Annotated in this window: 9 protein-coding genes; 3 read left to right on the top strand and 6 right to left on the bottom strand. The window is 73.9% G+C overall.

The genetic code is table 11. From position 1 onward, the window contains the following. The first annotated feature begins 115 nt into the window (after window positions 1–115). A complete protein-coding gene (locus E1258_RS10150; protein ID WP_256370975.1) occupies window positions 116–895 on the top strand; it encodes a helix-turn-helix transcriptional regulator in 780 nt (259 codons plus the stop codon). Between the two features lie 209 nt (window positions 896–1,104). Here E1258_RS10150 and E1258_RS10145 read toward each other — a convergent pair whose 3' ends face one another. Beyond that, window positions 1,105–1,806: a maleylpyruvate isomerase family mycothiol-dependent enzyme gene (locus E1258_RS10145; protein ID WP_132399014.1), complete on the bottom strand. Its 702-nt coding sequence runs from the start codon at window positions 1,804–1,806 to the stop codon at window positions 1,105–1,107. Next, a complete protein-coding gene (locus E1258_RS10140; RefSeq protein ID WP_132399012.1) occupies window positions 1,803–2,894 on the bottom strand; it encodes an SDR family NAD(P)-dependent oxidoreductase in 1,092 nt (363 codons plus the stop codon). Before E1258_RS10140 ends, E1258_RS10145 begins: the two co-directional genes overlap by 4 nt. 235 nt (window positions 2,895–3,129) lie before the next feature. Between E1258_RS10140 and E1258_RS10135 the strand changes: the two genes are divergently transcribed. Continuing rightward, the gene (locus tag E1258_RS10135) at window positions 3,130–4,116 is read left to right on the top strand and encodes a DUF1702 family protein (protein WP_207919495.1); all 987 of its coding nucleotides are present in this window, start codon (window positions 3,130–3,132) and stop codon (window positions 4,114–4,116) included. Further along, a complete protein-coding gene (locus E1258_RS10130; RefSeq protein WP_132399008.1) occupies window positions 4,113–5,480 on the top strand; it encodes a cytochrome P450 in 1,368 nt (455 codons plus the stop codon). The genes E1258_RS10135 and E1258_RS10130 overlap by 4 nt, the downstream gene beginning before the upstream one ends. Before the next feature lie 245 nt (window positions 5,481–5,725). On the opposite strand, the gene E1258_RS10125 is transcribed toward E1258_RS10130, so the two are convergent. The 4 genes from E1258_RS10125 to E1258_RS10110 all read right to left on the bottom strand — a co-directional run. Beyond that, entirely contained in the window at window positions 5,726–6,184 is a 459-nt protein-coding gene (locus E1258_RS10125; RefSeq protein ID WP_157548332.1) for a flavin reductase family protein, read from the bottom strand. A gap of 96 nt (window positions 6,185–6,280) precedes the next feature. Further along, entirely contained in the window at window positions 6,281–6,757 is a 477-nt protein-coding gene (locus tag E1258_RS10120) for a thioesterase family protein (RefSeq protein WP_007071157.1), read from the bottom strand. 4 nt (window positions 6,758–6,761) lie between these two features. Beyond that, on the bottom strand, window positions 6,762–12,584 hold the full coding sequence (locus E1258_RS10115; RefSeq protein ID WP_132399006.1) for a type I polyketide synthase: 5,823 nt from the start codon (window positions 12,582–12,584) through the stop codon (window positions 6,762–6,764). Further along, window positions 12,581–13,488 (bottom strand): enediyne biosynthesis protein (locus E1258_RS10110; RefSeq protein WP_132399004.1); only part of this gene is annotated, 908 nt, incomplete at its 5' end. The genes E1258_RS10110 and E1258_RS10115, both read right to left, overlap by 4 nt.

Genomic DNA, 13,488 nt, shown 5'->3' with positions numbered 1-13,488 from the left:
CCGGCGACCCCATACCCGGGCAGGCCGTGCCCGGATATGGCCGGAGTGTCCGCAACGTGTTCACTGAATGGAGTGATTGGCCGTGCACAACGCCGTCGAAAGAGCTATCTCGATCATGTGGGATCGATACCACGAACCTCTGTCACTCGATGCTATGGCCGATTCTGCCTTTCTCAGCCGCTTTTACTTCTCTCGGCTGTTCCGGTCCAAGACGGGCACTTCGCCGGGACGTTTCCTGACCGCGATCCGGCTCTACAAGGCCAAGAACCTGCTGCTCGAAACGAACATGAGCGTCACCGACATCGCCTACGCGGTCGGCTACAACAGCCTGGGCACGTTCATCAGCCGGTTCACCCGCAGCGTGGGAATCTCGCCGGCCCGCTACCGCTGGCTCGCCGAGCACGGCATCCCGCAACTGTCCCGTACCCGCACGGCCGGTCCGCGGCGGCGGGCCACCATCACCGGCCGGCTCGCCCTGCCCCCGGTCGACGTGCCGGTCAAGGTGTACGTCGGCGTCTTCGACAGCCCCATCGTGCAGGGCCTGCCGGCCTCCTGCGACATCCTGGAGGCCTCCGGCGAGTACGTGCTGCGCGACGTGCCGGAGGGGGAGTGGTACCTGCGCGCCGCGGCGATCGCGCTCGGTGACATCGCGGCCCGCCCGTCCATGCGCCGCCCCCTGGCGGTCGGCTCGCACGACGCGCTCACCGTGGCCGCCGGCGCCAACGTCACGGTGGACCTGGCACTGCACCACACCGGGGTGTTCGACCTGCCCATCCTGATCGCGCTGCCCGAACTGGACAGCACCGACCCCGCCAGCCGCAACCGGCGCGCCTTCGCCCGCGACGACCGACGCCCCGCCCGGTCGTCGCGGGTGCTGCACCGGACCACGTCGTGACCGCCGCCCCCGGGCGGTGGCGACCCCGCACCCCGGGCCGCGGGCCGGCGTCGGGACGGGGCCGCGGACCGGGCGGCGGCGCGGCTACCGGGGAATGAGGGCGCGGGCCGAACGGGACCCGGCCACGAGCCCAGGCACACTCCCCTCGACATGGCGGCAGGCCGGTGGTACGGACCACCGGCCGGCCAGCCGACAGCGCTGGAAGAGACTCAGCGCACGGAGCCGGCGACGGACGACTCCGGCACCCGGAACGGCCCCCAGGTGAACGCCGGCAGCCAGCGACCCGGATCGGCGCTCCACCGCAGCGACCGGATCTGCGCCGTGCTGCGGCGACCGGCCAGCGACAGATAGACCTCGTGCCACGGGCCGGCCACGGTCACCGCCGGATCGCCCGTGCCCGCCACGGCGCTCCCGTGCTCGGTCTGCACCGCCAGCGGCGGCAGCCCATGGCCGTCGAGCGAGGCGGAAAACCCCTTCAACAGAACGCCGGAGGCCACCGGCAGCGCCGGATGGTCGACCGGCGGCGCCACCCCCAGCGCCTGACGCAGGTCCAACTCGTGGGTGAACGCGTCCATCACCAGAATGTGCCGGTCCATCGACTCCGGGCCGGCGAGGAACTCCTCCACCGGCCCGCTCAGCCGCTCCCACTCGGCCAGCAACTCCGCCAGCCCGCCGTCGGGCGCGGCGCCGGGGACGGAACCGGTGACCCGGCCGTGCACCCGGGCGCAGATCTCGACCAGGTGCGCGACGAGGTCCCGTACCGTCCAGTCGGGACAGTGCGCCACCGGCAGCGCGCCCACCCCGGGTGGCCCCTGGGCGAGTAGCTGCGCGGTGGCCCGCCGGACCTGGCGGTAGGCCGCGACGGCGGGGACCCCGGACGGGTGGGACCGGTGCGGTTCGACGATGGTCATGGTCGTGCCTCCTCCCGCGGCGGCGCCGCGGCTTCGACGGAACCCGACGCGGGCGCGGCGGGCTCGAAAGCTGCGCCGGCCCGGCCGGCCTGGGCGGCGGTGAGCCGTCCCGTACGGTGCAGCCAGCGCACGGTGTCGACGATCGTCTCGCCGATCGGCCGGGGCGGGGGCCCCGCCGACCGGGCCACGTCCTGCGGGCGGGCGTCGACGGCGCAGACGTAGCAGGCCCCGTACTCGGCCGGGATGTGCCACGGCCACACCCGCTGCACCAGGTCGGTGGCGTAGGCGAAAGGCAGCATCGCCCGGGCCGGCAGGAACAGCGTGGGCAGCCGGCGTCCGGTCGCCTCCCGCACGGCCCGCACGAGGTCGCGGGTGCGCAGGTAGCGTCCCGGGCCGAGATGCCGGCCGCCGTCCTCGGCCGGCGCGGTCGCCAACTCCGCGAGCAGCGCGGCCGTGTCCCGGACGTCGCCGACCGGGAACCCGCCGCTCGGCCACATCGGCATCAGACCACGCAGCGTGTTGCGCAGCCGGGCGTTCTGGTCGCCGAGCTTCGGGTCCTCCGGGCCCAGCAGGGCCGGCGGGTAGGCGATCACCACCGGGTCGCCGTGCGCCTGGTGCCGCCGGGCGACCCGCTCCGCGGCGGCCTTGCTCGCCAGGTACGTCTCCCGGGCCGTGGTCGGCGGCGACTGCGGGCCCACCGTCCCGGCCGGGGACGGCGCCAGCGCGCCGAACGTCGACACGTGCACCGAACGCCCCACCCCGAGCCGGCGGGCCGCCGCCAGCACCACCTCCGTGCCACGCGCGTTGGTGCGCCGGGTGGCCTCGTGCCACCGGCTGTCGAACGAGTAGACCGAGGCGGCGTGCACCAACGCGTCGACGCCGCTAACGGCCCGGTCCACCGCCGTCTCGTCGACGACGTCGCCGTCGGCGACCTGCACCGCGTCGCTCGGCACCGACAGCGGGGACAGGGCCGGGGCGACCCGGTCGGGGTCACGGGCCAGCACCCGCACCCGGTGCCCGGCCGCGGTGAGCGCCGCCACCGTGTGCGCGCCGACGAAACCCGTGCCGCCCGTCACGAGTACCAACATCGGAAGCTCCTCTCCGCCCGCGACCGGCGCGGGGACGCGCGGCGCGACGCTGCTGCCGGGCCTGACGGGCGGCTCGATCGTGTCCCGTGCGGCGGCGGCGAACTACTCCCAACGTGCCGTTGTCCCGGCCGCTGCGCCGCAGGTCAGAGGGCAATCGGGAAGTGGCCGCGGGCGACGGACGGCCGGGAGGATGAGGCTGTTGGATCGTCGATCCTCCGATGAATGGGAGCAGCAGGTGGCCGGCACCATCAGGGCGCTCAGGCGCCGCGTCCTCACCCCTGACGTCTCGGAGACCCTCGTCTCCACCCGGGGGTTCCACGTCAAGAACCCGGAGTCCCGCACCATCCTGGAGACGGTCGGTTCGTCGTTCCTGACCGGGCTCTCCTCGGCCGCCGGCGCCCGCCAGGTGACCGACGTCGACACCGATCTCGCCGCGCTGCCGACCCGTTTCCAGGGATTCGCCTACGAGGGCGCGGCGATGGGCTTCGCGCTGGTCGACGCGCTCACCCCCGGCACGCCCCGGCGCAGCGCCGCATTCCTCGCCGGCACCGGTGACCGGCACGTCTACATGGCGTACGTCGGTATCGGCTGGGCGCTGGCCCGGCTGCCGAAGTTCCTGTGGCGGCGAGCCCTGGCAGGTGCCACCGACCCGTTGCTGCGCTGGCTCGTGCACGACGGCTACGGCTTCCACCAGGCATACTTCCACACCGACGCGTACGTGCACGGCCGGCGCGCGGTGACCGACTTCCCGTGGCCGCCCGAGGGCCCCACCGCGTACGCGGCCCGCGCCATCGACCAGGGCATCGGCCGGGCCACCTGGTTCGTCGCCGGCTGCGACCCGACGGTCGCCGCCGACCTCATCGACCGGTTCCCGGCGGCGCGGCGCGAGGACCTCTACAGCGGGGCCGGGCTCGCGGCGACGTACGCGGGCGGGTGCACCTCCGACGAGCTGCGCGAGTTCGCGGCCCGCTCGGGTGAGCACGCCCCGTTCGTCGCCCAGGCCAGCGCGTTCGCCGCGCAGGCCCGGATCCGGGCGGGGCTGCTGGTGCCGCACACGGAGCTGGCCACCCAGGTCTTCTGCCGGGCCTCGGCCGCCGACGCGGGTCGGGTCACCGACGAGCTGATCCCCGCCGGCCCGGATGCCTCCGGCCTGCCCGCGTACGAGGTGTGGCGGCGCGCCGTGGCCGCGCGGTTCCGGGCCGACGCCCGGGTGCAGCCGTGACGGCCATCGCCGACCCCAGCCGGTTGCGTCCGCCGGGCCCGTCACCGTGGACCGCCCCGGTGCTGCTCGGGCGGATGGCCCGCAACCGGCTGGACGTCATGCGGGCGGTCTCCGCCCGGCACGGCGACGCGGTCCGGCTGCCGCTGGGCCCGAAGACGCTCTATTTCTTCAACCACCCCGACCACGCCAAGCACGTGTTGGCCGAGAATCCCGGCAACTACCACAAGGGCATCGGGCTGGTGCACGCCCGCCGTACCCTCGGCGACGGCCTGCTCACCAGCGAGGGCGAGCTGTGGACCAAGCAGCGCAAGGTGATCCAGCCGGTGTTCCAGGCCCGCCGGATCGCCCGCCAGGCCGACGCGGTCGCCGAGGAGTCGGTGCGGATGGCCGCCCGGCTGCAACGCATGGTAGGCGGCGGCCCCGTCGACATCCGGCACGAGATGACCGAGCTGACCCTCGGCGTGCTGGGCCGGACGCTGCTCGACGCCGATCTCGGGGAGTTCGGCGGGATCGGCGCGGCCTTCGAGGCGGTGCAGGACCAGGCGATCTTCGAGATGATGTCGCTGGGTGCCGTGCCGACCTGGGTGCCGCTGCCCCGGCAGCGGCGCTTCCGCCGGGCCCGCGCCGAGCTACAGGAGATCGTCGACAGGCTGGTGGCGCACCGGCGGGCGCAGCCCGGCGGCATCGCCGGCCGCGACGACGTGGTGTCCCGGCTGATCGAGTCGACCAGCCGGGAGACCGACCCCCGGGTGGCCCGGCAGCGGATGCGCGACGAACTGGTCACCCTGCTGCTTGCCGGGCACGAGACCACCGCCAGTACCCTGACCTGGGCCTTCTACCTGCTCGACCGGCATCGCGAGGTGTGGGAGCGGATGCACGCCGAGGCCGTCGAGGTGCTCGGCGACCGCAACCCGGTGTACGAGGACCTGCACCGGCTGAGGTACACGGCGATGGTGGTCGACGAGGTGATGCGGCTGTATCCGCCGGTGTGGCTGCTGCCCCGCATCGCCCAGGGCGACGACGTCGTGGGCGGCTGGCACGTGCCCGCCGGCGCGGACGTCGTGCTCTGCCCGTACACCCTGCACCGGCACCCGCAGTTCTGGCCCGACCCGGACCGCTTCGACCCGGAGCGCTTCGACCCGGACCGGCGCACCGACCGGCCGCGGTACGCCTACATCCCGTTCGGCGCCGGCCCGCGCTTCTGCGTCGGCAACAACCTCGGGCTGATGGAGGCGGTGTTCGTGCTGGCCTGCGTGACCCGCCAGCTACGGCTGTCGCTGCGCCCCGGTTACCCGGTGGTGCCGGAGCCGATGCTGACCGTGCGGGTACGCGGCGGCCTGCCGATGCACGTCCACGAGGCCTGACCCGACCCCGATCCTGGCGCAACCGGTGCTCTCCCGGCCGGTTGCGCCTCGTCGTGTCCGGGGTCCGGGTCCGGCGCCCCGTTGGCGCGGGCAGCTCCATAGGGGCTGCGCTGGACATGCCGGGTCGTCGGGTCGGGTCGGTGGGTCCGCAGTGGGGTGACACGGCGACGGCCGGGTCGACCACGCGGGATGCGTGGCCGCCCGGCCGTCGGGTGGTCGGCCCGGCCGGCGCCGGGCCGACCCGGTCAACCCTTGCCCACCTCGCTGAACCGGCCGCCGTGGAACAGCAGCGCGTCGTTGCTGTCACCCCGGCCGGTGCCGAGCACCGAGCCGAGGAAGATGGAGTGGTCGCCACCGTCGTACACGGCCGCCAGCTTGCACTCCACCCAGGCCACGTTCCCGGACACGATCGGCGCTCCGGTGTGCGGGCCCGGCTCGCACCGCACCGTGGCGAACTCCCGCTCGTCGCGGGGCCTGCTGGAGCTGGCGAAGTAGCGTGCCAGCCCCTCCTGGCCGGCCGCCAGGATGGACACCGCGAAGGTGCCCTGCGCCAGGACGGTGTCGTGCATGACGGAGCTTCGCTTCACGCACACCAGCACCATCGCCGGGTCCAGCGACACCGAGGTGAACGCGTTCGCGGTCATGCCGTGCGGAAGGTCCCGGCCCGAGGTCACCACCGTCACGCCGGTGGCGAACATCCCCATCACCGCCCGCAGCTCGGCGTGGTTGGCCGCCGTTGCCGGCGGCGGGGACACCGTCGCCGCGCCGGCGGTCGGTCGCTGGTCCGCTCTGGTCACGGCTCAGCCCTCCCCGACGCCTTCGAGGACCTTGCGTTGGCCGCCCCCGACGGGGGTCACCGCGTAGCGCGACAGCGCCGCCCGCAGCGTGTCCGGCACCCGGGTCGGCCGGGTGTCGGTGTTCGGGCCGCGCATGCACGCGATCCGCTGCCGCCCCCGGGCCACCAGCTCCTCGAAGCCGTCGCGCAGCCGCACGTAGTCGAAGGCGAAGCCGATCTGGGTCTGCGTGAGGTCCTCCAGCCGCATCCGGATCGACAGCTCGTCGAACGCGGTGATCTCGGTGAAGAACTCGCACTCGCACTTGAGGGTGAACAGCTTCAGGTCGTCGCGGATGTCCGCCAGGACCTCCGGCGCCTGGTCCCGCAGGAACATCTCCCGGCACCGGCCCTGCCAGCGCATGTAGTTGACGTAGTAGACGTTCCCGACGAGGTTCGTCTCCTCGAAACCCACCAGGTGCCGGTACTCGTAGTAGGACTCCATGACTTCACCTGCTTCCTTCCGCCAGCATCGTGAACACCACCGGGTCCCCGACGTCGTTGAGCGCGGTGACGAAGGTGGCGACCCGCGCCGCCCCCGACCGCAGGGCCACCCAGCCGGCCGTGCCGTTCGGCTCGGCCACCAGGTCGACCCGGGCGTGGCCGTTCTTGCGCAGGCACTCGACCGCGCCCCAGACCCGGGTGGCCGCGACCGACAGCTCCTCGCCCTGCTCCCGGGCCAGCAGCGTGGCCAGGGCCAGGCCGTCCGGGCCGATCAGGCCGGCCCACTCGTCGCCGGTACGGGCCGCGGCCAGCTCCACGTCGCAGCCCACCGCGGCCGAGGCGCCGGCGACGGCGAAGGTGACCCCGGCGGCGTGCGAGGCCGAGATCCGGACGTCGGCGTCGACCTCCGGCCTGCCGTCGGGCCGGTAGCGCACCGTCGTCTCCGTGCCCAGCGCCCAGCTCACCGCGCGGGCGGTCTGCCGGCGGCGGGCCTGAGTCCCGGTGGCGTCCGCGTCGTCGGGCCGCACCACGCAGCGCAGCTCGTCGGGCAGGAACGCCCCGACCCGCCGCTCCAGGTACGGGCCGACCAACGCCGGCAGCCACGGCCCCGTGCCGTCCTGCTTGCGCACGGCGTGCAGGCGCAGCCCCTGCCACCGCTCGACGAGGTTGCCGTCGGGGTCGCAGACGTCCACGTCGTAGTGGTAGGTGTCGCCCTGGCGCAGCCGCTCCACCGCGTGGATGGTGACGGTGTCCAGGGTGGCGGCGACCTTCGGATCGGCCAGGTGCAGCCGCTCGATGGCACCCGGCAGCAGGGTCGCGTCCGGCACGCAGCACTGCAACGCGTGCATCACCGTGTCCCGGGTGCCCGGATCGCCGAGGACCAGGTCGCCGGGGCGGTACCGGGCGAACCACGCGTCGACCGGCCGGTTGGACACCCGCGCCGTGCAACTCGTCGCCGCCAGGTCCAGGTAGCCCAGCAGGCGCTGGAACCGCCGTCCCTGGAACAGCACCGGGCCGTACAGGTCGCGGGCCGGGTCGATCGGCAACAGCTCCGCCGCGGCGGAGCCCGGCCGGGCCTCGACCCGCAGCGGCCGGTCCCAGCGCAGCCGGGCCCGGAAGTGGTCGGCGGCGAAGTTGGTGTCGCTGCTGCGCACCACCGCCTCGACCGTGCCGTCGGCGGCGGCGAGCACCGCGATCCGGATCGTGTTGCTGCCCGAGGGCGGCACCACGATCGGGCGCAGCAGCTCGACGTCCTCCAGCACCGGGGCCTCCGTGCGCCCGGTGAGCGCCGAGGCCGCCTGCGCCATCGCCTCCATGCCCAGCACGGCGGGGAAGAGCAGGTCCCCGTCGAGCAGGTGGTCGGGCAGGTAGAGGTCGTCGTCGGCGGTCAGGTCCGCGTCCACGACCAGCTCCACGCCCGGGTAGTGCACCTGCGGCCGGTCGACGAACCGCAGCAGCGGCAGCTCGCGCCGCTCCAGCGTGACCGTCGGCAGGCCGTCGGCGCGGCCCATCACCACCAGCGCCTGCGGCGCGGCCGGGCTGGCCAGCACCTCCTTCAGCGTCGCGATGCCGGCCTCCACCGGGATCGGGGCGATGCCGTCGCGGGTGAGGGCCTCCAGCACCCCGAGCCGCTCGCCCATGCCGGCACCGGACCACACCGACCACTCCAGCGCCAGGCACCGGATGTGCGGATAGTCCTCGCCGAACTTGCGGGTCAGGTCGGTCATCCAGTCGTTGGCCGTGGCGTAGTGCCCCTCACCGCGCAGCCCGGCCCGGCCGATGATGCTGCCGAAGGTGACCAGCAGCCGCAGCGTGTGCGGATCGGTCGCGGCGAGCACGGCCTCCAGGCCGTCGATCTTCGGGGCGAGGGTCCGCCGGAACGCCGCCTCGTCGAGGTTGGCCACCGCCGTCGGCTCGTTGCGGCCGGCGCCGTGCAGCACGCCGGTGACCGGGCCGAGGACCCGCTCGATGTCGCCGACGGCCGCCTTCACCTCGTCCAGCGCGGTGATGTCCGCCCGGGCGTAGTGGAAGCGCACCCCGGCGGCGGTGAGCCGGTCGAGGTTGGCCGCCAGCTCCGCGTCGGTCGCCGGGTCCGAGCGGCCGATCAGGCCGACCGCCGCGAGGGTGTCCCGCCCCAGCGCCAGGGCGCACTCCGCCGTGATGCCCTTGCCGCCGCCGGTGACCAGCAGCACGTCCTCCACGCCGAGCCCGGGCCCGCCGTTGGGCGGCAGGGTCGCCGGGCGCAGCACGGGCACGTACCGGTTGCCGTCGGCGTCGTAGTGGATCTCGCTGAACCCGGCCGTGGCGGCCACGTCGGCGACCACCCGGGCCACCGTGGCCGCCACCGTCTCCTCGGACGGTTCGTCGGAAAGCGGCAGCGTGACCACCGTGGTGGTGATCTCCGGGTGTTCCTGGTGCAGCGTCTTGGCCAGGCCGGCGGCGTTACGCCGGTCGCCCACCGCGACGAACCGCACGGCGGTGCCCTGCGCCAGCGCGGCCCGCGCCGCCCGCAGCATCACCGGGATGTGCTCGGGCTGGCAGTCGCGCGGCAGGCACAGCAGCACCCCGTCGCCCACCCGGGCCTGTTGCAGCGCCGTGCGCAGCGGCTCGGCGAGCGCGTTGCGCCCGGCGGCGAACGCCTGCCATCCCCCGTCGACCGGGGCGCCCACGCGTGGCCCCACCTCGGTGGGCACCAGGTCGATGGCGAACGCCCGCACCCACGGGGCCACCCCGGCGACCGACGTCTCCTGCTCCTCCACGCCGCCGACGCCGCCCGCGGCATCGTCGAGGATCTGCGCGATCTCCGCCACCGTGGCGGTGGCGTAGCTGGAGGTCAGCGTCGGCGCGGCCACGTTGAGCTCCCGGGCGGCCTGGTTGACGATCTGGCCGACGGTGATCGAGCTGAGGTGCAACTCGTCCAGCGGCCGGCTGTCCGGCCGCACCGCCTCCAGCGGCAGCTCCGCCCGCTCGGCGGCGAGCCGGCGCAGCAGTTCCAGGCTGTCGACCGTGGCGCCGGGCCCGGACACCGCCACCGACGTGCCGGTCGCAGAGGCCGCGACGGCGGCCAGCTCCTCGGCGGTACGGGCCACCGCGAAGTCCCCGGCCGGCGCCGACTCGGCGGGGCTGGCGAAGAACCGCAGCGGCTGGCCCGGCTCCAACGGCCGGGTGAACCGGTCCTGGAACAGCGCCTCGTGGTTGACCGGCGCGCCCGCCGCGTACGCCGCGCCGACCGCGTTGAGCAGGCCCGCCAGGGAAAGGCTGTCGGTCTCCAGCGAGATCGTCGGCACCTCCGGCGCGATGTCCGCGGCCAGCCCGCGCAGCACCCGCCCCGGCCCGACCTCCAGCAGCAGGTCGGCCTCGTCGGCGAGGCGACGCACCGCCTGGGTGAACCGCACCGGGTCCAGCACCTGCCGACGCAGCAGGTCCGGCACATCGGTGTCGGCCGGCAGCACGTCCCCGGTGACCGTGGAGACCATCGTGCCGGACAGCGGCGCGAAGGACTCGCCGCGCAGGTGCTCGGCGAACGCGACCGCCGCCGGGGCGACGGCCTCGGAGTGGAAGGCGTGCGACACCGCGATCCGGGTCCAGAACAGCCCGGCCCGCTCGGCCAGAGCGCCGACCCGCTGCACCGCCTCGACCGGGCCGGAGACCACGGTCTGCTGCGGGCTGTTGTAGCCGGCGATGACCACCGGCGTGCCGACCAGCAGCGGCTGCACCACCTCCGGGGCGGCGGAGATGCTGGCCATCGTGCCGTCCCCGGCGCTTGCGTCGGCCATGATCCGCCCGCGTACGCCGGCGGTCGCGATCAGCGTCTGCTCGTCCATCGCCCCGGCCCAGTGCAGCGTGGTCAGCTCGCCGAGGCTGTGCCCGGCGGCGCCGGTCGCCCGTACGCCGAGCATCGACAGTGCCCGCAGGCCGGCGACCGACGCGGTCACGATCCGGGGCTGCGCCACCGCCGTGGCCACCAGGTCCGCGCCGGGCGGCGGCTGGTGGGCCTGGTACAGCGCGTCGATCTCCTCGAACCGGCGGCGCAGCGCGCCGCCGTCGGCCCGCCGGCCCGCGCCCTGGCCGGGGAAGAGGAACCCGATCCGGGGGGCGGGGCCCGCCGTGCCGAGGAAGACGCCACCGGCCGCGTCGATCACCCGCTGCTCGCCGGCGTCGATCAGGTCGACCAGCCGCTCCAGGCGCTGCCGCGCCTGCTCGGGCGAGGCGACGACCACCGCCGCCCGCACCGGTCGACCGGCCAGCTTCCCGGCCAGGGCCGCAGCCAGGTCACCCAGCTCGGCGTACGAGAGCCGACCGGCCCACGGCGCCAGGTCCGACAGCCGCGAGCGAAGCTCCTGCGGGGTACGCGCGTCGAACATCAGCAGCTCGGTGTCCTGCCGGGAGCGCACCAGCGCGGACGTCGACGCCCCGATGCGGGTCCGCCGGCCGCTCTCCGCGCTCTCGAGCACCACGTGGGCGTTGATGCCGCCGAAGCCCATCGACGACACCGCCGCCCGGACCGGCTTGTCGGCCGGCCACAGCTCCGCCGTGGCGGGCACCCGCAGGGCGGGCTGCTCCACGTCGAGCACCGGGTGCGGGTCCACGTGCCCGGTGGCCGGGGGGATGACCTGCTGGCGCACCGCGAGGATCGCCTTGAGCAGCCCGGCGACCCCGGCGGCGGCCTTGGTGTGTCCGAAGTTGCCCTTCACGGTGCTGATCGCGGCGGGCGAACCGGCCGGGTCGGCCTCCTGCCGGGCCTCGGTGAACGCGCGCAGCTCGGTGGCGTCGCCGACGGCGGTGCCGGTGCCGTGGCCCTCCAGGTAGGACACCGAGTCGATGCCGAAGCCGGCCCGCTCGTACGCCCGACGGATGGCCAGCCGGTGGCCGCTGGCCTCCGGCCGGGTGATGCCGCCCTTGCCGTCGGAGGAGTAACCCCAGCCGGCGATGACGGCGTGCCGGCGCAGGCCGCGCGCCACGGCGTCGGAGTCCCGCATCAGCACCAGCATCCCGCAGCCCTCGCCGGGCCAGAACCCGTTGGAGTTGCGGTCGTACACCCGCATCTCGCCGGTGGCCAGCGCGCCGGTCTTGGCGAAGCCGATCACCTCGAACGGGTCGATGCTCAGGTCCACCCCGCCGGCGACGGCGGCGTCGAGGTCGCCCCTGGCCAGGGCGTTGCACGCGGTGGCAACCGACAGCAGCGACGACGAGCAGGCGCCGTCGACGGTGTAGCCGCCGCCCTTGAAGTCGAAGTGGTTGCAGACCCGGCCGGCGATGGTGTTGGCCAGGCCGCCGGCCAGGGTGTCCTCGTCGATCGGCGGAAACGGCGCCTTGTACCGCGGCTCCAACTCGTCGAGGAAGGTGCCGACGGCGGCGTCGTCCCAGCCCTGCTCGCGCAGCGCCGCGCCGACGGTGCGCCGCACGTACGGCCAGCGCAGCCGCAGCAGGTTGGCCCGGCTGAACTCGCCGGTGAGGGTGTTGCCGATGACCACACCGGTGGTGGCCAGGGGCAGCCCCTCGCCGTCGGCGAAGCCGGCGTCGGCCAGGGCCCGGGCGACGGTGTCCAGGGCCAGCCAGTGCGTCATGTCGGTGGACCGGAAGGTGCTCCCGGCGATCTTGTACTTGACCCGGTCGAACTCGAAGCCCTCGATCACGGCGGCCTTGGCCGAGTAGAACCGGTCGGGCGCGGCGGGGTCGGGGGAGTAGTAGTCCTCGGCGTTCATCCGCTCGTCGGGCAGCCGGCGGAACGCCCGGCGGCCGGTGAGCACGTTCTCCCACAGTTGGTTGGGATCCTCCGCGTCGGGATACCGGCAGGCGATCCCGACGACGGCGATACGCTCGCTCACGCGATGCTCCTGGGGGTGTCGAGGGTCAGCGCGGTGGCGGTCCGGGACTTCTTGCGCATGTCCGCGATCCACCAGCCCACGCCGCGGATGCCGCAGACGACGACCACCGCGAAGAAGAGCGTGTAGACGACGTTGAACAGCATCAGCACGCCGTAGGCCATGGCCACCCCGGAGCCGAACATGAACTGGTTCATCGGCTTGACCGGGGTGGTGCCCGGGTCGGTGATCATGTAGTTGGTGAACAGCACGAAGGCCACACCGGTCATCACGGCCAGCGCCGAGAACAGGGCCACGTCCCAGATCCAGGCCCGCAGGAACGCCTGGATGGCGAAGCCGCCGAGCCAGCCCACGATCAGCGGAACCTTGCGGGTCAGCAGCGCGTTGATCACGGTGCCGGCGGTGACGATGATGATCGGGATCATGATCCGGAAGTACGTGTTGGCGTTCTCCGTGAACTGGTACGGCGGGGCGATGGAGATCCAGGAGCCGAAGCAGACCAGCGCCACGGTGATGCCGAAGTTCGACGGGTTCATGTAGTGCCGCATCCGGCCGTAGACCGGGGCCTGGAAGACGTACTTGCCGGTCACGCCGACGATCACGGCGAACGCGATCGGCAGGAACATGTCGTTGGCGTACAGGAGCATGTTGCAGGCCAGCGCGGTGATGTGCGAGGGCAGCAGGAACTCGTACACCCGGCGGGCGCCGCCGCCGAGGAACCGGGGGGTGTCCTTCTTGGCCCAGGCCCGGATCAGCTCGAAGCTGATCTCGGCGGCGTAGCCGGTGAGCACCGCGAAGATGGGCCACAGCCACGGCTGCTCGAAGCCGAGCAGTGTGTAACCGAAGATGTTGAAGACGCTGATGGAGATGGCGAAGTTGCGCAGCGCCAGGTAGCGGCGGTCGGGCT

Source organism: Micromonospora sp. KC207 (assembly GCF_004348615.1).
In the GTDB taxonomy this organism is placed as follows: domain Bacteria; phylum Actinomycetota; class Actinomycetes; order Mycobacteriales; family Micromonosporaceae; genus Micromonospora.
Note: the sequence above shows the minus strand (reverse complement) of the source record. Positions and strands in the feature narration are given on the sequence as shown.